This is a genomic window from Cellulosilyticum lentocellum DSM 5427 (genome assembly GCF_000178835.2).
GTDB classification, from domain to species: Bacteria; Bacillota; Clostridia; order Lachnospirales; family Cellulosilyticaceae; genus Cellulosilyticum; species Cellulosilyticum lentocellum.
The window spans coordinates 3,013,158-3,031,216 of record NC_015275.1; the positions used below are offsets into that span (position 1 = coordinate 3,013,158).

General features: G+C 34.2%; 31 protein-coding genes. 2 read left to right on the plus strand and 29 right to left on the minus strand.

The features are described from left to right. Positions 1–62 precede the first annotated feature (62 nt). On the plus strand, positions 63–239 hold the full coding sequence (locus CLOLE_RS23045; protein WP_013657751.1) for a hypothetical protein: 177 nt from the start codon (positions 63–65) through the stop codon (positions 237–239). Here the strand turns inward: CLOLE_RS23045 and CLOLE_RS13840 are convergent. The 14 genes from CLOLE_RS13840 to CLOLE_RS13895 form a co-directional block, all read right to left on the minus strand. Next, positions 208–504, minus strand: coding sequence for a hypothetical protein (locus CLOLE_RS13840; RefSeq protein ID WP_162145082.1), 297 nt, complete (start codon positions 502–504; stop codon positions 208–210). The genes CLOLE_RS23045 and CLOLE_RS13840 overlap by 32 nt on opposite strands. 19 nt (positions 505–523) lie before the next feature. Beyond that, positions 524–706, minus strand: coding sequence for a CPCC family cysteine-rich protein (locus tag CLOLE_RS13845; protein ID WP_013657753.1), 183 nt, complete (start codon positions 704–706; stop codon positions 524–526). Next, positions 690–2,063, minus strand: a complete 1,374-nt coding sequence (locus CLOLE_RS13850; RefSeq protein WP_013657754.1) for a minor capsid protein — start codon at positions 2,061–2,063, stop codon at positions 690–692. The genes CLOLE_RS13845 and CLOLE_RS13850 overlap by 17 nt, the downstream gene beginning before the upstream one ends. Then, positions 2,053–3,498 carry a phage portal protein gene (locus CLOLE_RS13855; RefSeq protein WP_013657755.1) on the minus strand — a complete coding sequence of 482 codons (1,446 nt, stop codon included), beginning with the start codon at positions 3,496–3,498 and terminating at the stop codon, positions 2,053–2,055. The genes CLOLE_RS13850 and CLOLE_RS13855 overlap by 11 nt, the downstream gene beginning before the upstream one ends. A 3-nt stretch (positions 3,499–3,501) precedes the next feature. Beyond that, positions 3,502–4,806 carry a PBSX family phage terminase large subunit gene (locus CLOLE_RS13860; RefSeq protein WP_013657756.1) on the minus strand — a complete coding sequence of 435 codons (1,305 nt, stop codon included), beginning with the start codon at positions 4,804–4,806 and terminating at the stop codon, positions 3,502–3,504. Next, on the minus strand, positions 4,794–5,651 hold the full coding sequence (locus CLOLE_RS13865) for a terminase small subunit (RefSeq protein WP_013657757.1): 858 nt from the start codon (positions 5,649–5,651) through the stop codon (positions 4,794–4,796). Before CLOLE_RS13865 ends, CLOLE_RS13860 begins: the two co-directional genes overlap by 13 nt. A gap of 163 nt (positions 5,652–5,814) precedes the next feature. Beyond that, positions 5,815–6,219: a hypothetical protein gene (locus CLOLE_RS13870; protein ID WP_013657758.1), complete on the minus strand. Its 405-nt coding sequence runs from the start codon at positions 6,217–6,219 to the stop codon at positions 5,815–5,817. 226 nt (positions 6,220–6,445) lie between these two features. Continuing rightward, positions 6,446–7,408 carry a tyrosine-type recombinase/integrase gene (locus tag CLOLE_RS13875; protein WP_013657759.1) on the minus strand — a complete coding sequence of 321 codons (963 nt, stop codon included), beginning with the start codon at positions 7,406–7,408 and terminating at the stop codon, positions 6,446–6,448. 70 nt (positions 7,409–7,478) lie between these two features. Beyond that, a complete protein-coding gene (locus CLOLE_RS13880) occupies positions 7,479–7,865 on the minus strand; it encodes a YopX family protein (protein ID WP_013655844.1) in 387 nt (128 codons plus the stop codon). Positions 7,866–7,914: 49 nt separating this feature from the next. After that, complete coding sequence (locus CLOLE_RS23050; RefSeq protein ID WP_157864036.1) at positions 7,915–8,076, minus strand: hypothetical protein; 162 nt, start codon at positions 8,074–8,076, stop codon at positions 7,915–7,917. Between the two features lie 30 nt (positions 8,077–8,106). Further along, a complete protein-coding gene (locus CLOLE_RS23055; protein ID WP_013657760.1) occupies positions 8,107–8,280 on the minus strand; it encodes a hypothetical protein in 174 nt (57 codons plus the stop codon). A gap of 20 nt (positions 8,281–8,300) precedes the next feature. Further along, on the minus strand, positions 8,301–8,555 hold the full coding sequence (locus CLOLE_RS13885) for a sporulation transcriptional regulator SpoIIID (RefSeq protein WP_013657761.1): 255 nt from the start codon (positions 8,553–8,555) through the stop codon (positions 8,301–8,303). A 27-nt stretch (positions 8,556–8,582) separates the two neighbouring features. Next, positions 8,583–9,146: a hypothetical protein gene (locus CLOLE_RS13890; protein ID WP_013657762.1), complete on the minus strand. Its 564-nt coding sequence runs from the start codon at positions 9,144–9,146 to the stop codon at positions 8,583–8,585. A gap of 37 nt (positions 9,147–9,183) precedes the next feature. Further along, the gene (locus CLOLE_RS13895) at positions 9,184–9,507 is read right to left on the minus strand and encodes a hypothetical protein (RefSeq protein WP_013657763.1); all 324 of its coding nucleotides are present in this window, start codon (positions 9,505–9,507) and stop codon (positions 9,184–9,186) included. A gap of 98 nt (positions 9,508–9,605) precedes the next feature. Between CLOLE_RS13895 and CLOLE_RS23060 the strand changes: the two genes are divergently transcribed. Next, positions 9,606–9,779 (plus strand): hypothetical protein, encoded by a 174-nt coding sequence (locus tag CLOLE_RS23060; RefSeq protein ID WP_013657764.1) that lies wholly within the window; start codon positions 9,606–9,608, stop codon positions 9,777–9,779. Between the two features lie 48 nt (positions 9,780–9,827). Here CLOLE_RS23060 and CLOLE_RS13900 read toward each other — a convergent pair whose 3' ends face one another. The 15 genes from CLOLE_RS13900 to CLOLE_RS13955 all read right to left on the minus strand — a co-directional run bounded on the left by CLOLE_RS13900 (position 9,828) and on the right by CLOLE_RS13955 (position 17,992). Next, positions 9,828–10,028 carry a hypothetical protein gene (locus CLOLE_RS13900; protein ID WP_013656444.1) on the minus strand — a complete coding sequence of 67 codons (201 nt, stop codon included), beginning with the start codon at positions 10,026–10,028 and terminating at the stop codon, positions 9,828–9,830. A gap of 11 nt (positions 10,029–10,039) precedes the next feature. Then, complete coding sequence (locus CLOLE_RS13905) at positions 10,040–10,288, minus strand: hypothetical protein (protein WP_157864044.1); 249 nt, start codon at positions 10,286–10,288, stop codon at positions 10,040–10,042. Between the two features lie 27 nt (positions 10,289–10,315). Continuing rightward, the gene (locus CLOLE_RS23065; protein WP_013656442.1) at positions 10,316–10,456 is read right to left on the minus strand and encodes a hypothetical protein; all 141 of its coding nucleotides are present in this window, start codon (positions 10,454–10,456) and stop codon (positions 10,316–10,318) included. A gap of 35 nt (positions 10,457–10,491) precedes the next feature. After that, entirely contained in the window at positions 10,492–10,815 is a 324-nt protein-coding gene (locus tag CLOLE_RS13910; RefSeq protein WP_013657765.1) for a hypothetical protein, read from the minus strand. A gap of 32 nt (positions 10,816–10,847) precedes the next feature. Then, positions 10,848–11,462, minus strand: a complete 615-nt coding sequence (locus CLOLE_RS21950) for a DNA cytosine methyltransferase (RefSeq protein WP_013657766.1) — start codon at positions 11,460–11,462, stop codon at positions 10,848–10,850. Positions 11,463–11,539: 77 nt separating this feature from the next. Then, entirely contained in the window at positions 11,540–11,719 is a 180-nt protein-coding gene (locus CLOLE_RS13920) for a hypothetical protein (RefSeq protein WP_013656861.1), read from the minus strand. Positions 11,720–11,735: 16 nt separating this feature from the next. Further along, on the minus strand, positions 11,736–11,906 hold the full coding sequence (locus tag CLOLE_RS23070; RefSeq protein ID WP_013656860.1) for a hypothetical protein: 171 nt from the start codon (positions 11,904–11,906) through the stop codon (positions 11,736–11,738). Positions 11,907–12,042: 136 nt separating this feature from the next. Further along, positions 12,043–12,486, minus strand: coding sequence for a DNA polymerase III subunit beta family protein (locus CLOLE_RS13925; RefSeq protein ID WP_013657767.1), 444 nt, complete (start codon positions 12,484–12,486; stop codon positions 12,043–12,045). A gap of 33 nt (positions 12,487–12,519) precedes the next feature. Then, entirely contained in the window at positions 12,520–12,690 is a 171-nt protein-coding gene (locus CLOLE_RS23075) for a hypothetical protein (RefSeq protein ID WP_013655835.1), read from the minus strand. A 64-nt stretch (positions 12,691–12,754) separates the two neighbouring features. Then, a complete protein-coding gene (locus tag CLOLE_RS13930; protein ID WP_013657768.1) occupies positions 12,755–13,180 on the minus strand; it encodes a RusA family crossover junction endodeoxyribonuclease in 426 nt (141 codons plus the stop codon). Between the two features lies 1 nt (position 13,181). Beyond that, positions 13,182–14,003: an ATP-binding protein gene (locus CLOLE_RS13935; protein WP_162145064.1), complete on the minus strand. Its 822-nt coding sequence runs from the start codon at positions 14,001–14,003 to the stop codon at positions 13,182–13,184. Beyond that, positions 13,909–14,727: a DUF4373 domain-containing protein gene (locus CLOLE_RS21955; RefSeq protein WP_013655832.1), complete on the minus strand. Its 819-nt coding sequence runs from the start codon at positions 14,725–14,727 to the stop codon at positions 13,909–13,911. The genes CLOLE_RS13935 and CLOLE_RS21955 overlap by 95 nt, the downstream gene beginning before the upstream one ends. A 46-nt stretch (positions 14,728–14,773) precedes the next feature. Continuing rightward, complete coding sequence (locus CLOLE_RS13945) at positions 14,774–15,586, minus strand: PD-(D/E)XK nuclease-like domain-containing protein (protein WP_050794665.1); 813 nt, start codon at positions 15,584–15,586, stop codon at positions 14,774–14,776. After that, positions 15,573–16,367, minus strand: a complete 795-nt coding sequence (locus CLOLE_RS13950) for a recombinase RecT (protein WP_013655830.1) — start codon at positions 16,365–16,367, stop codon at positions 15,573–15,575. The genes CLOLE_RS13945 and CLOLE_RS13950 overlap by 14 nt, the downstream gene beginning before the upstream one ends. Before the next feature lie 2 nt (positions 16,368–16,369). Continuing rightward, on the minus strand, positions 16,370–17,992 hold the full coding sequence (locus CLOLE_RS13955) for an AAA family ATPase (protein WP_013657769.1): 1,623 nt from the start codon (positions 17,990–17,992) through the stop codon (positions 16,370–16,372). Positions 17,993–18,059: the final 67 nt, after the last annotated feature.

Consider the following 18,059-nt stretch of genomic DNA (forward strand, 5'->3'; position numbering starts at 1 on the left):
TGTACTATAATCTATTTACTAGCTTGACAAAGCTGAAATATATAATGAAAGGTGGTGTTTACATGTCGGAACTTGCTGAACAAATTTATGAGGCTCTAAAAATTAGAGGTCAATATAATTATTCAACTGATTCTATTATCAAAGACTTAGAAACAAAAGCTTTAAAAGAATTAGAAAACGCAAATTATATTACCATCAAAGCTAGAACTATCGGTTATGTAATAGCTGACGTTTTATAATCTCCTCTAATTCAATACGTGCTATAAGTGCCATATCCAGAATTCTTTTACCTAAATGTGGATAGGCACTTATAATTCTTGCATTTGTTTTTCCTTTTTCACCCCATACACTTATATCATGAGTCCCTTTAATAAAGGTATCCCTAAAATGTATGTCATATTCTTTTCCATCCAATTCAAATCTAATGTACTTTGCTGAATAATCCGTACCCAAAAACTTCATACTTTCACCTCGATTTCGTGCATAAAAATAGCACCTACTCATTAATCTAAGTAAGTGCCGTTTATTCAACTGCTTTCCCATTCTTATAAATTTCTTTTGCCTCATTTAAACTCTTTTTATTGGCTCCACCTTTATAATCTGGATTATCATTTTGTAATCCATCATCCTGCCAACCACAAGCCTCACAAATATCAAACTTATCAACTTCTTCCCCGCAACATGCGCATTTAGTTTTTAGGCTCATATTTTACACGCTCTCCTTTCCAATATTCATTTCCATCTTCTGGCTTAAATAGAGTGGATATTTTCCCATCTGGCCTGCCTATAGCAAAATCATTATTTATTTTATCATATTTAAATAAAAATCCATCTTTATCTATGAATCCTTCAATATTATCAGATAGCTCTGCTGACAATAGTTCTTGTGCTCGTTGTAAATACTGTTCCGGTGTAAGTCCTGGATAATTATCAAGATGCTTTTCAAGATGCTTTTCAAACTTTTTAGTTGTAGGAAATTCGGATCTCAACCAATTTATATTATTCATTATACCACTATTTCGAGAATTTAAAACATTGTTTTTTACATATTCTTTCTTCCAGTCACTATAGGTCATATCATCAAAAACATAGTATTGTCTTCCTGACTCGCCTCTAGCAATACGTTCTCCAAAGTTATCATCAAAGTGTGGAATGGTAGTTGTTCTACACCAACAATGAAACGGTGGTGCTGTTAATCCTGGCTCATACTCGCTCATCTTAAATACTTTACCATCTAACTCTTGGCATATTTCAGATGTCTTATTATCTAATGTTGCTAGTATTTCATATTTTTCTACATCAAGATCATTAAAGCAGTCTCGCTGACTAGCTGATGCAAAAAAAGCTGATTCAGTCATTACTAACCTGCCAGCTCTTGTTCTGCTTGTATTAAACTTCTCTGCTATTCGCTTTATAGCTTTATCAGGTGCTCTACCCATGATAATACTTTGAGTAAGCTCCGTATGAAGTGTATTAACTAAATCTCCTTTAGCTTTCCAAATTCTATCACTAAAGTTTGAACCATCAGCTGTCCAAGGTTTAGAAAGTATTTGGGTAACTCGGGCTGAGTCTAAAGCTGGGATAGCCCATCCGACATTTAAACCTCTTTGTATTTCAAAAGCTGAATGATAATACCCATCTTCATATATGCTCCTTAATGCATCTGTCATGCCTATATTTTGACCCTGATATAAGGATTCTACTGTTTGTTGAAGTTGTATCTTTAATGCTTCTAATCTAGATATATGAGCTCTAGCAGAAGCATTCTCTAATTCTTTTAACCAAATTGGATTAATAGCATTCTGTTTACCGTGCTGCATGTATTCTTCAACGGTCCACTTAAACTCTTCAAGTTCTTTACCCTTTAGCCATTTTCTAGCTTGAGACATATTGATTTCATTATTTTCAGCTATCCTACCATACCATCTGGCCATTTGTGACTCTATTTCATTCATGGCTTTTCGATATTGCTTATCTAGCTCTCTGTAATACTCTTCACCCTTGGCCATTTGAGATTCTTGTAGGATTTCAAAGCGTTCTTTCCAATATTGTCTATTCTTCATTTACATCAACACCTTTAGGGCTCTTAAATGCATCTTTGAAGTCATCATTCTTTTGGGATAACTCCTGCTCTTCTAACTTTATTTGCTTAAGTTCCTCTTCTACATCTTCAACCCAAGGATGATTTTTTAATATGGTTTTATTAGAGATTATATCTAAACTAACTTGAGCAATCTCAGCTGTTTCCTTATCGTTTTTAATAGCATTTCTAGTCCATGTTTGAATAATTGGGAAATACTCATTATGGCCAATACTCCTAGCTATTAGTCTGATTAACTTATTAAACCCTTGTCTAAATTCAATCTCCATAAGTCCAGCCTTAAGTTCCAATGGTGCATACATAAATTTAAGTGCTTCACCTGATCTATTACCGAAACCACCTTCAGGATGAGGGTCTAATCCTTGGCCTTGTTCATAGATTTGTTTTCTACAAACTTCTAAAAGTTTATTCCTAGCTTCTACTGGAATATCAATAGCTATGGTTTGAATGCCACTTTTATCATCATCTCCTATAGATTGCGTCTTTACGGCCTTATACTTCTTAAGATCACTTCTGAACTCGTCTAGATCTTCCCCACCAAAATTAGTAAGCACCCAAATGATTTGCTGAATATCATCTAGGTCATTTACATATCCTGAAAGAATATTGTCCATAACATCAATAAATGGCTTAATCTTTGTGAGGTCACTGTCTTTGATATTGTTGTTAGGAAATTCTATAAATGGTACCTCTCCAAAATCATGCTGATAGTAATTACTCTCTGTGCTCTCCCCAGTATCAATATTAGTTGAAACGAACCGATTAATAGTTTCAATATCATCTAAGCTAATAGCATTCTGTTTCTTGCGAAATGTAGTACATCCCTCGTTATCCCAATACTCATATACCGTGTAATAGTTACTGGTGAAGTATGCTTCACCTTCATCAAAGTATTCTGAGTAAACACGAATAACAGCAGCTAAGTCCTTAATCAATCCACTCGAGTAAATAGGAATTACTTGAATAGGATTAACAGGTGCATACCTAAATTCGTTACTATCACTATCCTTCCAAACGTGTAGCCATGCATTACGATAATTAGAAGCATCTACACAGAGTACATTGCAATACTTCTCGTAATTATCTCCTAGCATCTCCTTAATTTTCTCATTAAGCTCTTTCTTACCTACGTCAAACATAGGAGGATATGAAAACAAATAAGATGCTTTTTGGTTCACAAGCTGAGCATGATAATCATGAGGGATTCGATTGTCAGCAGCTCTTAAAGGATTATCTTCTTTGTACTTGTTTCTATTAGCTGGAGCTGAATCTTTTAAGATATCATTCTCATGAGCATAGTATCTTCTAGCAACTTCGCATTGTTCAATGTACTTATCATACCCATTTTTATAGCGTTCTAAAATCTTCTTAAACTGTTCTAACTCTATAGCTGGCATTGTCTACCTCCTCTCTTTTGGTTTTAATACGCTAATACCAGACATTCGTCTAAGTATCGTATAACAAAAATAACGACAACTATCCATGCAGTGGTCGTTTTCTTTAATCGGCTTATCTTCTCCTCTTTTAGCTGCCTTTTCATCCCACACGTAGGATCCAAACTCTTTATGTGTTTCTATACATGAAATATCGAAGAATATTTTCCCCTCAGTAAGTAATGTTGCTACTAGCCTAATGCCATCTAAAACTGAGTTGTTAGCCTTCTTAACCTTGAATTTATGTTTGAGTAGCTCCGCTATAAAACTAGCTGCTGAAGGGTCAACTATAACAAATCTTACTTGCGTATCTCCTAGCCATTCAGTTAGGTCCTCTACATACTCACTATCTGTTTTCTGTGAAGCTTCTGAGCGTCCTGAGTAGTGATATTCTCTAGTGCAATACCAATTCTTATCACTAGCCAGCTCCCAAAGTAAAAATACAGTAGGGTTTTGGGTACCGTAATCAATGCTGACATACTTCTCACCTAAGAAAGTAAGTCCGTTTGCAATTAACTCCTGCACATCAACGATATGCTTCTCTTTATGGAACATATCATAAATAATGCCCTCTGCCACAGCCCATAAGCCTTTTATATAGCGGTCGTAGAACACACCACTATACATTGACCTATAACGCTGTTTAATCTTCTCTGTAAGGCTTAGGTTATCATCCATAGTAAAGTGGAGGTATAGCAAATTCTTTTCAACCTGTTTATCAATCCAATTAACCTTAAACCAATGGTAAGGTCCATCTGGATTACAGTTAAACCAGAACTTTGAGCCATCTACTGAACAACGTCCTGTTGCTTGGTTAACAAATGATTCTGGCATAAGTGCTACTTCATCAAAAAAACAGCCTGCCAACGTGATACCTTGTATCAAGTCTTGAGACCGTTCATCTTTACCACCAAATATATAAAAATAGTTTGTGACATTGCCACGGCTAACAATAACTAAGTTGTCAGCTCTATGATCTACTACCCGATATCCCCTTGATTTAAGCATTAATTTAAGCCAGAACAGCACATTACGTCTAAATGAGCCGATTGTCTTACCACACATACCGAAGTTCTGACCATCAAATGATTCCATTGCCCAAATTACATAGCTTAATGACATGCAAAGAGTCTTGCCTGAACGAATAGCTCCATCTGCAATAATGCCATCCATTTCACCAACTGGTGAATTAGGTAGCCACCAAGTTAATACCTTGAGTTGCTTTTTTGAAAAAGGCTTGAACTTGAATACAGCTTTTTTTAGTCTTCCCATATGTCATTCACCTGACCTTTGAGAGCGTCAATGAATCCATCATCTTCTTGCCATTCCTCTTCATCATCTGATGTTACTTTAGCTTTAAGCAGTGCTATCTTAGCTCTTTGTTCTTCTGTAGCTAAGTCCATATGGTCAGCTATCCATTGTAATGCCTTCATACGATCAGCAAGCTTTATACTAACTCCATCTTTCCCTTGCTTAACCTCGCTTATTAGCGTTCCATCAACTTGATTGCTATCTTTGAAATCAACATAATTGATTTCTGCTGTGACTTCGTTTCCATCCTCATCAGTATCAACTACTATTTCTTTTCTTCCAAACGCAAGGTAATCTGTAACGTCTGAGAATGCTATATCCATATACTTTTGGAATATGTCTCCTGGCTCTAATGTGGCTTGATTAAGCTTAGCTTGCTTAAGCCTTTTAATTTCCTCCTGTATACTAGCTTTTGCTAGCAATCTTGAACCATTCACATTAGCAGTTATATAATCACAACCGTATGCCTTTTGATAAGCCTTAGTTGCGTTAAAATATTTTATTTGATATAAACAAAAAAGCCGCTGCTTATCAGTTAAGTCAGGATTATTTATAATCTGCTCAACCCCATCTAAAGGTTTTTTATTTTGCTTACTCTTCGGAGGGCTTTTCCCTTTTGGAACGTTCCGTTCTTTTTGGAGCGTTCCATTGAGTTTTTGTTCCCAACAATCCTTAGCCTTCCATCCTCTGATTGTTCCAGGTGGCACATTTAGTTGACTTGCAATCTCAACCAAATCAATATTACCATTGTTATCTTTATATATTTCAAATGATTTATCTCTGTTAGGGTCTCTAATACGAGGCAATATTGCCACACTCCTTTCAAAAACAAAAAGAGTATGCCTGCACACACCACATGTACCAAGCACACTCTTTTCGTTGTAATGTAATTCTTTAATTTAATTCAAATCTTACTGGGACGTTCGACTTGAAACCTAATATCATAATACCACATTCCTATGTGCACTTCTATGCACTATTTCTTAAACTTTGTAGTATCTTACTATGTATTTTCTGTATTCCTCTGTATGAGTAATTCATTTCAACGCATACTGTCTCCCATGTTTTGCACTCTATATATTTCTTTCTCATTAATATCCTATCTCTTGATTCTAACTGATTTATTAATCTCTCTATGAAAATAATCTCTTTCATGAGTTCATTCGATTTACGTATATATAATGTTTCTAAGTTGCTTAAAGTTGAAATCATATCACCTATTTTGTCACTACTGCCACTACAAGCTACAACATCATCAAATGTCTGTGAACGAATACTAGTAAGTTGTTCTCTTAAACTGTCTATGCGTTCTTTGAGTTGCTCGTGTTCTAATTTCAAATCTGAATATCTATAAAGACGTTTTTTAATGTCCATATTTTGTCCTCCAATCTTTTCAAAAAAGCTCTTGACAACAACACAGTTTTGCTTTATTTTATTTCTTCTTTTCTTTACTCTACTTTACTTTACTCTACTTTACTTTACTCTACTTTACTTTGGGGATTTCTGTAGTACATAAATCCTCGTAAATCGTATTGAGTAAGAGTTATTGCATACATAAACCCTAAGTAGTGAGGGTTATTGCATACATAAACTCACTAAACTATGCAATTTTGATTCCAAACAGTCCGAAAATCAGTTCATTATCTTTAGGCTTCATGTATGACTTAGTCATATCCACACTTTTATGATGAACAATAATTTGTATCTCTTCTATGGTAAAAGCTCTACCAAGCTTCTCACATAAATAGTGTGTTCCATTGCCTAGATTTTCTATTACTGAATGTCTGAATGAGTGAGGTGTAAAACATGGTGTGCTAGGATCTAATCCTTTTAGAATTTTATATAAATCATTAACCCATCCTCTTAGCGTGCTAGTAGTTTCTGCTGGACCATATTTACTCTGCCAAAACGCCCCTTCTTTTTTAGTACTAAGGTGTAGCTGTATGCTCTCTTTGGAACGCTCATGTAGCAATATGTATTCATATCTTCCGCCCTTACATTTCACTTTTAAGTATCCTTTGCTAGTAGTATCTGAATCAGTAACCTGTAATACTTCATTGACACGCGCGCCTGAGTCATATAAAATGTCGAGTAGACATAGATGTTGGTACATTTTATGTTCTAGCAAATAGTTTCTTAGTAGGTCTATTTGCTCCTGGCTTAGAAAAGCAACTGGTCTTACTGGTTCTTTTTCTAAGCCTTTTATGCGTGATGCCGGATTTCTGAAGTATTCCTCATACTCGTCGTCATCATCTTCTGCGTACCCCATCATGGTACGAATTGCACATAATAGATGATTTATACGAGCATTACTTACTTTTCTTTCTTCGGCCATAAAATACTTAAACTCTTCAAAATGACGTTTCTTAAAATCAAGTACGCTCATATTCTCGTTAAACAGCAGATTCCAACAAAGAAAAAATCTAAGATCATATCCATATTCTCTTATTGTCCCCTCACTTTTCTTGTCTGCCTTACAATTTCTTAAATACTGCTGCATTAAACGTTTGTTAATATCTAGTACTAATTCCCACCGCTCTTTCGTGTATAAAATTCTACTCATTTTAAATCTCCTAACTAGTTATAGTTAACGTCCCCAAGATGTTTACCACTAGTCTAAAAGTCGAATTTGTTTAATCTAATAAGTCTAGATTTTCATAGATATTACCGATTACTTCAATCTCATAATCACACCATCTATATCTAGTAATTCCACTACCTGAAATACAAAAACTAGCGTCTTTAAATTTAACTTCACCATTTATATCAATATTAACTTCTCCAGGTATATAATTATCTTTTACTTTAACTATGTCGCCCTCATAAATTTCCTTACCGTTCTTGTCCTCTAGGCCTGTGTACTGTTGTGGTTCTTTAATGTCAACCCATTGTTCACCTAGTTCATTTTCTATTAGCATTACCCATTGTTGCTTATATTCCTGGAACAATATTGTTTCACCATATACAAATTGATCTCCATCAAATTCCTTGTTATATCCTCTAAACTTAATCTCTCTCATGATTCCCTCCTATATAGAAGGTGCTAGACTAAGCCAGCACCCTATGTATTTATTTCATAAGTAAATCATTTGCTATCTTTTCTTCGCATTTCTCACATCTGCAATCATAATAATAAGCTTCTTCTACTGTTAGTTTTCTGCCACACACTACACATCTTTCTACTTGTCTATGTAGTACCCTATCAACCCATTTTAAAAATCTGTATTTCAATATTCTCACGCTCCCAAAAATCAGATTTTATTACATTAAACTACTAGGATCATTGTCACTTTCGTAGTATTCACAACTACATAATCCATTATCTCTTTCCTCTATTTCGCATTGCTCACACTCTCTGCACATTCCATCTGCATAATCTTCTGCATTCCCCATACATGAATTACATAAGCAATCTTTACACATTTCCTTTCTCACTATTGTTACCTCCACAAAACTTATATTTTATTTATTTCATACTTTTCTTTTGTGGCTAATCCACCTCTCAGAAATGCCTCTGCTTTATTTAAATCTAATATGTTACTTACTTGCAAATATAGTTTATTATCAATTTTAGGTAGCCTTTTTCTCATATCTTGATGTACGGTTGTTTCACTTATCCCAAACTTCCTAGCACAATCTTTGCAAGTGCATCTAGTTTTAATGATATACTTAGCTATTTCTTTGCATCTTTCTTCTATATATACTTTCACTATCTACCCTCCCAAACTCTGATTTTATTAATCTTCAAAACCTATTTCTTCTTTCCACTTTCTTCCGAATTTTAAGTATAAGAAGTTTTGTAGTTTTATATGTTTATTTCTCTCCTTTCTAGTTTCACGATCAGCCTTTTCTGCATCACTTCTTAATCTACCTACTAGGTTTTCGTCTCCGCTATCGTATAGCTTTTCTACATCCCTGTATAATGATCTAATAAAACTATTCTTAAGTATCTGTTCCTCTATACCTAGCTCCTGCTTCTTTGGTCTTTTAACTAATGTACCGTACACATAAACTCCTATATGCCCTGGTATTTCATCTATGACCTTTTCATATAACTCTCTTGTTATTACATAGTAGTTATAATGTCCTAAGAACGTCTTTTTGGCCTTACTATGAAAGTCTGATATACTACATTTAACTTCATAACACCGCCATTCTCCTTTAGTGTTGTATGTCATATAATCTACTCTCTCATTTCCAAACCACCCTATCGTAACTTCAAAGCAACCAAAAGTCCCTTGTTTTCTAGTTTCCCTATATATGGCATCTTCAAGTTTCTTAGTAACTTCTGTTTTTGCCAACTTATATCACCACCTTTTCAATTTTGGATTTTATTAGTTAGCAATATGCTAAGTTAACATCACTATTCAACCATTCACCTGCATCTATATGAAACTTAAGATGTAGACCTATTTCAGCATACTTATCGTATTTAACGACTCCATCATAAGCCGTGAATGTATTTTGTGTTTTCCACTCTCGATTAGAATTAATGAAGTACGGCTCATACAGCCATGCACCAGTTCCTATAAATGATAGGCTTCTTAATTTCTCCAAGGCATCATTAAAACTACTAAATAAATAATAATCAAAGCTATCTATCTGCTTCACTAAATAATTAAATGAAGGCTTATCTTTTTCTGTTTTTAATAGATACTTCATTTATTTTCTCACCTCACCAAATTCTTATTTTATATATGACTATTTTCTACCTTTTTCTCGCATACAAAACCATATAATTAACCTTAGGAGGTGAATATATGGCTGGTAAAATCAAAGAAATAAAATCTGCACATGCTTCTGAAAGGTTTGCTGATTTACCTAAAAAAATTAAGCAAGAATTACTTGGACATCATAATGATGATGTAGAAATTCAATACCAAGTTGTTGGTAGCACTCATTATGCTTTAATTATCATACGAGAAAAAGAATAGCTACATATATTGGTGTTAGAAATATCTAGCACCAATATTCATTTTGTTTTACCTTATTCGGTTATTACATGCTGCTCCACACATTCCTTTTTGTTCACAATTATTGCAACATCCAAACTTACAATCTTCTCCACAGTTTATAGCCACTTTACCAGCGTTATAGATGTTGCATGGTTTAATCTTATCTAGTAAACATTGTGTCCTATATAAGGTATTTAAGCTTACTTGTCCTTCTATCTTTCCCTTCATTGATACACCTTCTAAAAAATGCTTAACTGTTCAAATTTAACTCTATCTACTAATACATTTGTTGTATCTTGTTTAGCTATGTACTCTTTTAAATTCTTATCCTGTATTAGTAATCCACATCCACGTCCATCTTCTCTTTTACCTTTAATTATTAGCCATCTTTCTTTTTCATTTTCGCCTGGGTAAAGAGATTCCCTAAACCAGAACTTTTCAATTTTACCTTCGCATATATGTCCAGGTATTTTGAACTTTAGTTCCATTCCCTCATATATTTTCAAATGATCACCTTATTTCAATTTTTTACAAAGACCTAATGCCCCTTTTGATGTTCTTGTAAGTCTCTGATATTTGTCCTTATAAGGGCAAGTATCTTGAAGCTCACACTTCCAACACTCACATTTCTTCTCTTCATTCTTGTAAATATCCATAATTTCTCTCCTTCCAACCTAAACAAAAGTCAATTTTAATCCATCTGGCAGAACATAAGTACGTCGTACCCTAAGTCTTCCATAACTTTATACATTGCTTCTACTTGCCTAACCCTATCATTTCCCTGTGCTCCTACTGGTGGTCCTATAAAGTATCTAGTTCCAATCCACTCTCTCTTACCTCTTGTATATAATCCTGCCGCCTTTACCGCTTCTATAACTTTAACTTCTCTATATCCTTTAAGCTTCAATGTAAGACTGTCTAGGTTAGCTGTCCCACCATCTTCACCAGTTACTGCCTTTTCTGCAGCTTCTCTTGCCTTAACTAGATCATCCGTTAACTTCTTATAATCAATCATGCTTTATCCTCCCAAAAGATTAATTTGTAATATTAATGATTTGCTTCATAAAATGCCCAGGCAAAACCCATAGGAGTAGCTGATCTGTCATTTGCATTTCTAAATTTCTTGCCTGTAGCACTGGTTCTTGTCCACATCGGAGATTCTTTAAAAAATGGTTCAATTCTTTTAGTTGCTGGTGTATTAAACTCACCCCAAAGCCATGTCATTTTATTGTATCTATTTTCATCTTGTTCTTCGCCTTCTAAATATCCTGCAAAATCACATGGATTGAATTTGAATTTAACCTCTCCTAGCTCTGGGTTAAGTTTGTGTATCCTACTCATTGGGTTTTCTATAACCCAAAACTTAGGCTTAAAGTATTCTACTATCTCAATTGTTTTCTTCACTAATTCAATGCTTTTTTCTGTAGTCCCATCTGCATCTTTTCTAGCGAAATGCCTTGCTCCACTTAACGAGAAATCTGTACAGGGACAAGCTGCTAAAATACCATACACTCTTTCTTTGGGTATGAGTTGGTACTTCCAATCAAGAATATCTATACCCATTTGCAACTCTACTTGAATAACCTCAAATCCATTTTCTCTATATGGTCTTGACCAATTACCTGTTAAATCAAATAAGCTTAAAATAATATTTCTTTTCATATTTTTTATAGGAGGTTCCTTAAGGATTTACGTGGCCACGACCTCTTTCCTCCTATCTTTTTTACTTAAACAAAAAGTTATTTGTTCTTATTATCTTTGCATGGATCATCCTCTGCTAATAATTCCCCTTGCATACTCCAATATTGCCTTACAATCCTACATTTATCACTTTCGTTATCTCCAGTACCTCTTAAAGAAGTTGTTTCTATAACTTGGATTACTCTAGCTGTATCTGTACCTCTTGGCCTTGCACTCATTCTTATCACCCTTTCATCAGAATAAACCTTCTAAGAAGCCTACTTGCTTACAATCATCCGCTTTAACACTATGTAAATAGCCTTTATTGTTTCTTAGAAGATAAGTATTTCTTGTCTTACCTTCTACCTTATAAATCTTGCCTGCTGTGAATCCTGGTCTATTCCATACCATCATTCTTACTTTCATGTTTATCCCCTTTCAACAAAAAACACTTTGTTTTAACAACTTCTAACTGGTAGTACATATGATTCCATGTTTATCTCTCTATCTGTATACGTTATATGTACTGCTTCTAAATTACTCTTAGGGTTAAATCCAAATGTCAACTTATCATTTTTACCTGCTTTTTTAATGCATCTTCTAGAAACTGTTTTTTAAATGATATCTTAAAGTCTTTCTCTTTTTGCCCTTCAATAAATCCATCAATATTAAATACTTTGTCTTTATTGTCTTGTGGAATATACATTCTTAGCCCACTAGGTATATATGTTATTTCTAGTTGCTCATCTACTATACTTATTTGAACTTCTTGTTCATTTGTAGGTACATAAATGCTTTCAAAACTTGCTTTAAAATTATCTTCATCCTGTACGAACATTTCATTAATCTCGATTCTATAACCATCTAGCGCCCATATTCTAAGCTTATTGCCTGTTACATCTATGTTGATATTCCTTAAATCAGGTCTTGCATCATTTTTAGCTGTAACTCTTTTACAACTATCAATCATTTTCTTAAAAGAACTAACTGGTAATTTAACAGCCATCTATATTCCTCCTTATTAAAAATCAACTTTTATCTACTTACCGTTTATTAACTCATTTGCTACTACTACCTTTGCTTTTTCACAATCCTTAAGCTCATTATTTTTCTTTCCGTGCAATGCAAGTATGTAAGGCACACTATATATGCATTTATTAGCCACTTCTTCAGCCCACTTCATTAAGTCTTGTACTTGCTGTTCATCCATGTTTTTCACCATCCTTTAAACATTAGCTGCCGCTCTCCAAATTCATCTAATACTTCTACATACTCTACTTTTTTTCAAAACGTTCAGTTAGTGTTACTTCGACTCGTGGATTATCACTAAAATGCTTTTCAACTATTAATCTAGTAACTTGACTATCATCATCAAAAGCCACCTTATTTAAGCTATCTAAAATAATCTTGGCTACATTATCTAGATCAGGCTTCTTGGTTGGATGGAGTTTACCTTCATCAATCAATTGCCTATTCTTCTTAGTCATAGACTTAGGTATTGGGTACATTGCCACTATCTTAGCCTCAATCTCTCCTTGTAGCTTTCTTGCCTCCATGGTGTTAGTAAATACCCATTTAACTAAACTTTCGTAACTCAGCGTATCCTGCGGAGTCATAGCATGGCTCTTTCCACCTTGACTATAAATACGTGGCCTCGCCTTACCTTTTGGTTCTCCTGGTACTGTAAATCTTATTGCCATATCATAATCCTCCAATCAGTCTATTGATTAAATCGTTATTTTCTTCTGTCCCCAACTTTCTTCTTATATCCTCATTTGGCATATCTATTGTTATTGTCATTCTCCTAAGCCTGCTTTTAATACGTTCATCATGCTTGAGATCTTCAATGCTTAGGTTAGAAGTTATAATTGTGATTCTTCGATATGTCATTCTAGTATCTAGTAGTTTAAAGAATATTTCTGTAACCCATGGTGATACATTCTCAGTTCCAATATCATCTAATATCAATACTGGTATCTCATAAAACTCATTAAGTAATGATTGTTCTGTATATTCATCACTATTGCTATAAGTTTCTTTTATTTTGCTTAATAGATCTAATGTTGTAATAAACCTCACTCTTTGACTCTTATGCATTATTAATGCATTACCTGTACTTACTGCAAGCCTTGTCTTACCACTTCCTCTTGACTTGCTAAAAAAGAATAGTCCCTTTCCTTGTTGTTGCATTTCCTCAAAATTATTTATGTATCCACCTACTATTCTTTTGGCCCTTATTGCTATTTCTTTTTGATTATTTGAATAGATAGAAGTATCAAAACTATTTACAGTTAAGTTTTTAAATTCATCTGGTATCATTGCAAACTTCAATCTATTGCTTTGTACCATTTCTTCATAACATACACATTTACTTGCTGTATTTGTTCCTACATCTAATATCCATCCCATACCTTTACATTTAGGACAATTAGAAGGGGAGTTTTTCATCTTCAAGCTTGAGGTCTGCTGTTGTTCTTCCATAAACTCGTAATGCTCTGTCGATTTCGCTTTCGTATTCGACATTACTTGTATTCTTTGGAGCACTTCCTGTATAGCTTCCATTATCAGACTTCCTTTCCCACGTTCTAATTGCTGCCTTCCAATCTTTCATTTTATTTTTACCTATCATCCAACCTTTAGAAGAATAAAAGTCTATAAATATTTCAGCATCTATAGTGTTATTTCTTTCTTTACAATAACTTTTAATTTCTTCTAGTGTAGGTGGAGTGAAACGACTAATATCTTTATTATTTACTCTACTTTCCTTTACTTTACTTTCCTTTACTTTACTTTGTGTATTTTTGCATGCATTAACTGTAGTTTTCGTAACATTAACTATAGTTTTTGTTTCTGAAATCTCTTTTTCACTCAAAAGAATGTATTTTTCATCAAGTTCTACACTCACTCTTCTTCCAACTGCTAATAAAAATCTTTGTTGTATACCATGTGAAGTTAATATTTGATACTGTTCAAATAAATTGCTATTAAACAATTTCCATTGCAAGCATGTATTTATTACATCATTTACTAATGTTCCCTCTACATTAACCCGCTTTACAAATAATAATTGCTCTTTTTCTGTCCAATTACTGTAGTAACCATTTTTATAAATTGCTTGTAGTAATTTGATGAAAATAGCAAATCCTACAAGGCCAAACTTTGCCTCAAGCAATTCAATTTCATCATCAATCCCGGCTGTTACGTCAAGTGGGAAATAATCAATACCAATTTTCTTAGGCCTTGCCAATACCTTAACCTCCTTTCAAGGGGCCTTGTATTGGCCCCAATACTATCTATAATCCAAGTGATTCAGCATATTGATTTAAAGTGATTATTTTAGCTTTCTTTTTGCTTCTGCAATAATCACATTTACCACATCCAATAGGTTCTTCAACTAGATTCCTTACAGCCATGATACGTGGTAATCTGCCTTTAATTTCTTCTAACTTTTCTTCAATAAAGCTGGTACCCACATCAATAATTGCATGATCTGGAACCTCTTGCTTATCTACTACGAGCAAATAAGGTTCTAAGTATGTAGTCATTCCTAGATTTTGACGTAGTATTTCAGCGTATATGGCTATTTGTGTGTAATAGTCATACTTATCAATAAAGGTTTCTCTGCGCTTTGTATGCTCATTATAGTAAGTCTCTGACAGGTTCTTTGTTGTCTTAATATCAGCAAAGTAACCTTTTTCGATATTAAGAATATCTATTTGAATTTTGAAAGGAATACCACTGATTTTACCTGTAAAAATACGTTCCTTTTCAGCTCCATCACGAAATCTTTCTACCAGTGCATCATTCTTAAGGGTATTAATCATAACGTCTCCTAGTGCAAATTTAGCGTAAATTGAGCCATCTTTCTTAAACATTTCAGGGTGCTCAATAATAAATTCCTTCAAGTTTCCTTCATTCCAAGCATGAACATAGCTACCAAGCAAATATGCATCATTCTCTTTTTCTTGCCACTCCCCATTATGCTTGGCTAATTCTCTAGCTTCACAGCCTCCAGCGTGGAGAATATCCCACGCTTTAAAGCTGCTACTACCCATGAATGCAGATTCGGCTTCTTTACTAAAGTAATTTTTTCTATTTAGCTCCATCAGCTTCACCATCAAGTCTTACTTGTCCTTCTGTTTCTTCTGTAAATTCAACATCTACTGCATCTGCAAAAGGATCTTTAGCATCTTGTTTTTGTTCATCTTGCTTGAATTGCATATCACTGGATTCTTCATACGCTTTTGCCTGATCAATACTAGCAAAATCTTTTTCAATTTTCTTTGTAAGCCTTCTTAAAACTGTTTTCTTATAAGCTTCCTCTGGTGTCTTTGTCCACATTAAACCATTTTTCATTTTGCTAAAATTATCTCTAATACCTTCTATTTGCTTTGTGCTCATAGTCTCATATTCCATTCCACCATCTTGATAAAGAACTACTGCAAAAGCCCCGATAATCTCAGCATCATTAAATGGTAGAGGTTTAAAGTCTACTACTTGTTGACCTGCAACAATTTCCTCTTTAAATTCATCCCCTTTTCTGACTACCTTAGCGTAAATATCCTTAATGTCCCTAATGCTATACTTCTTAGCCATCTTGGTTTCGCCTTTGTAATCTGTTTGGAATTGCAGCTCACCACCATAAGGAATTGCATAGCACTCTCTTTGAAAAAAATCCAAACCAAGAAATGCACCTTTTAGCAATGTTCTAGCAATGCTTACCGGATGGCAATTTTCAATGCCTTTTGTATCCTGTAAAACAGTCATACAATTTTGAAGAAATCTAGTTTGATTAAAATCCTTTGGCATTGCCTCCATCTTTGTAGCTAATAGCTGGTTTAACCTGCTATGGGTTTCTTTTAAAACTAATTCTTTTTTATCTGACATAATTACATAACCTCCAATTCTTTTTCTGCAACAACTGTTACAAATGCTTGAATATCATTTTCTTCACAAATCTTAGTTACTTTTTCTTGCTCCGATTCATTAAGCTTTTCAAATCCATCTATACACATTACTCGTAGTTCTCCCATGCGTTGTAATGCCACCTTGAAAGCAACCTCTAGCTTTTCACCATCACTTAAACCATCTAATAGAGTGCCACCAATTCTGATGTTTCCTTTTTCATCAACACTAATTCCTTCAATTGGTAAGGCATGAGTTTTAAGTAAATCAGAAGGCTTTTCTCTAGCAACCTTAATCTTTTGAGTAAGGCTATCACTATACTCTTGTTTCTCTCTTAAACTGCCATTAATAATATCTTGTAGCCTGTCCCATTCTCTAAGATAGCTTTGCATTTCAGCCACTTTATCAGCCTCTTCCTGCAATGGTTCAATATCAATTACTGTATTTTCAGCAAGATACTCAGCTGCATTACCAACCCTTGTCTTTTCAGTTTCAATTCTTTGCACTGTTTGTTCATCAACTGCCTTAATTTCAATTTCTTTCTTATCTGAAAGGCCTTCAATCTTAGACTCATTAACTGAAATCTTATTATTTTGGATTTCAATTAGTGATTTCTTTTCTTCTACTTCTGCATCCACTTCGCTAGAAATTTGATTGAACATAGCATTATATTTTTCTTCAATATCAGCTATCTCTTGCTTTTTAGCTTCATCTAATTTAAATCTTTCATTCTCTTTTCTTTGCTCAGCACTGGCTATGTAATTCGATGCATCTACAATCTTCTTCTTAGCTAAATCAATAACATCTTTAAGATCAGCTTCTTCTTCTTTGTATTTCAAGTTAATTCTAGACTTCTGGCTATCTGCATCTGCATTAATGGCAGCTATCTTATTTTCAATTCCTTCTTGCAAAGCCTTGGCTTTATCAATTAGGTTATTGATACTTTGAGCTTCACTAATCTTGTTGTAATACTCTTGAATGTTCTTTTCTCTCCACTCTTCACCGTCATAATTACCTGGGAGTTCTTTTTTAATGCTCTCACATTGCACCTTTAAGGTCATGATCTGTCTATTTACTTCCTCACGTTCCTTGTAATACTTAACTTCAATATCCTTAAGTACCTGCAAGATATGCTTGTCAAAGTTAATACCATCCGGTTCATCACCGAACCACTGAATAATGTCATCCACGGACCAATCAATTTCAATCATATTTAAAATAATGGCCGTCTGTTCCTTAATGCTCATGTTTACAAAGTCAAGAGGTCTAAAAATATCACCTGAAATAAGCTTTCTAAGCTCTGATTCTGTAGAATTGATTGCTTTACCCTCTTGCCTAAGCTTCATATAGTCGCTTTTTTCAGTTCTAATACGTCTATCAATCTCTAAACCTTCGTCTGTTTCTACATAAAGAGTAGCTTCATCCTCACCATGCCTTACAACTTCACTTCTACGCTTAAGGTTTGTGAAGGCTGTTTCAATAGCTTCCAAGATACTTGTTTTACCGCTTGCTTTTACTCCTTTAAGTACGTTAACACCTGCTTTAGGGCTCCATTCTAACTCTTTAACACCTACATAATTCTTTATTGCTAATCTCTTAATCTTCATTGACTAAGACCTCCTTATTCCGTTTTTATTGTATTGATTGCTAAACACTCTCTTTTTCTTCCACGGT

Coding starts and splice junctions, on each gene's coding strand:
- CLOLE_RS13850 (WP_013657754.1), bottom strand. CDS start 2,063: ATGAAGAATAGACAATATTGGAAAGAACGCTTTGAAATCCTACAAGAA.
- CLOLE_RS13845 (WP_013657753.1), bottom strand. CDS start 706: ATGAGCCTAAAAACTAAATGCGCATGTTGCGGGGAAGAAGTTGATAAG.
- CLOLE_RS13925 (WP_013657767.1), bottom strand. CDS start 12,486: ATGGCTGTTAAATTACCAGTTAGTTCTTTTAAGAAAATGATTGATAGT.
- CLOLE_RS13840 (WP_162145082.1), bottom strand. CDS start 504: ATGAGTAGGTGCTATTTTTATGCACGAAATCGAGGTGAAAGTATGAAG.
- CLOLE_RS13950 (WP_013655830.1), bottom strand. CDS start 16,367: ATGTCAGATAAAAAAGAATTAGTTTTAAAAGAAACCCATAGCAGGTTA.
- CLOLE_RS13895 (WP_013657763.1), bottom strand. CDS start 9,507: ATGAAGTATCTATTAAAAACAGAAAAAGATAAGCCTTCATTTAATTAT.
- CLOLE_RS23075 (WP_013655835.1), bottom strand. CDS start 12,690: ATGGATGAACAGCAAGTACAAGACTTAATGAAGTGGGCTGAAGAAGTG.
- CLOLE_RS23065 (WP_013656442.1), bottom strand. CDS start 10,456: ATGGATATTTACAAGAATGAAGAGAAGAAATGTGAGTGTTGGAAGTGT.
- CLOLE_RS23070 (WP_013656860.1), bottom strand. CDS start 11,906: ATGAAAGTAAGAATGATGGTATGGAATAGACCAGGATTCACAGCAGGC.
- CLOLE_RS13900 (WP_013656444.1), bottom strand. CDS start 10,028: ATGAAGGGAAAGATAGAAGGACAAGTAAGCTTAAATACCTTATATAGG.
- CLOLE_RS13945 (WP_050794665.1), bottom strand. CDS start 15,586: ATGGAGCTAAATAGAAAAAATTACTTTAGTAAAGAAGCCGAATCTGCA.
- CLOLE_RS13910 (WP_013657765.1), bottom strand. CDS start 10,815: ATGATTGATTATAAGAAGTTAACGGATGATCTAGTTAAGGCAAGAGAA.
- CLOLE_RS21950 (WP_013657766.1), bottom strand. CDS start 11,462: ATGAAAAGAAATATTATTTTAAGCTTATTTGATTTAACAGGTAATTGG.
- CLOLE_RS13855 (WP_013657755.1), bottom strand. CDS start 3,498: ATGCCAGCTATAGAGTTAGAACAGTTTAAGAAGATTTTAGAACGCTAT.
- CLOLE_RS23060 (WP_013657764.1), top strand. CDS start 9,606: ATGGCTGGTAAAATCAAAGAAATAAAATCTGCACATGCTTCTGAAAGG.
- CLOLE_RS13875 (WP_013657759.1), bottom strand. CDS start 7,408: ATGAGTAGAATTTTATACACGAAAGAGCGGTGGGAATTAGTACTAGAT.
- CLOLE_RS13920 (WP_013656861.1), bottom strand. CDS start 11,719: ATGAGTGCAAGGCCAAGAGGTACAGATACAGCTAGAGTAATCCAAGTT.
- CLOLE_RS13935 (WP_162145064.1), bottom strand. CDS start 14,003: ATGTCGAATACGAAAGCGAAATCGACAGAGCATTACGAGTTTATGGAA.
- CLOLE_RS13880 (WP_013655844.1), bottom strand. CDS start 7,865: ATGAGAGAGATTAAGTTTAGAGGATATAACAAGGAATTTGATGGAGAT.
- CLOLE_RS13930 (WP_013657768.1), bottom strand. CDS start 13,180: ATGGCAATAAGATTTACAGTACCAGGAGAACCAAAAGGTAAGGCGAGG.
- CLOLE_RS13905 (WP_157864044.1), bottom strand. CDS start 10,288: ATGGAACTAAAGTTCAAAATACCTGGACATATATGCGAAGGTAAAATT.
- CLOLE_RS13870 (WP_013657758.1), bottom strand. CDS start 6,219: ATGGACATTAAAAAACGTCTTTATAGATATTCAGATTTGAAATTAGAA.
- CLOLE_RS13955 (WP_013657769.1), bottom strand. CDS start 17,992: ATGAAGATTAAGAGATTAGCAATAAAGAATTATGTAGGTGTTAAAGAG.
- CLOLE_RS13860 (WP_013657756.1), bottom strand. CDS start 4,806: ATGGGAAGACTAAAAAAAGCTGTATTCAAGTTCAAGCCTTTTTCAAAA.
- CLOLE_RS23045 (WP_013657751.1), top strand. CDS start 63: ATGTCGGAACTTGCTGAACAAATTTATGAGGCTCTAAAAATTAGAGGT.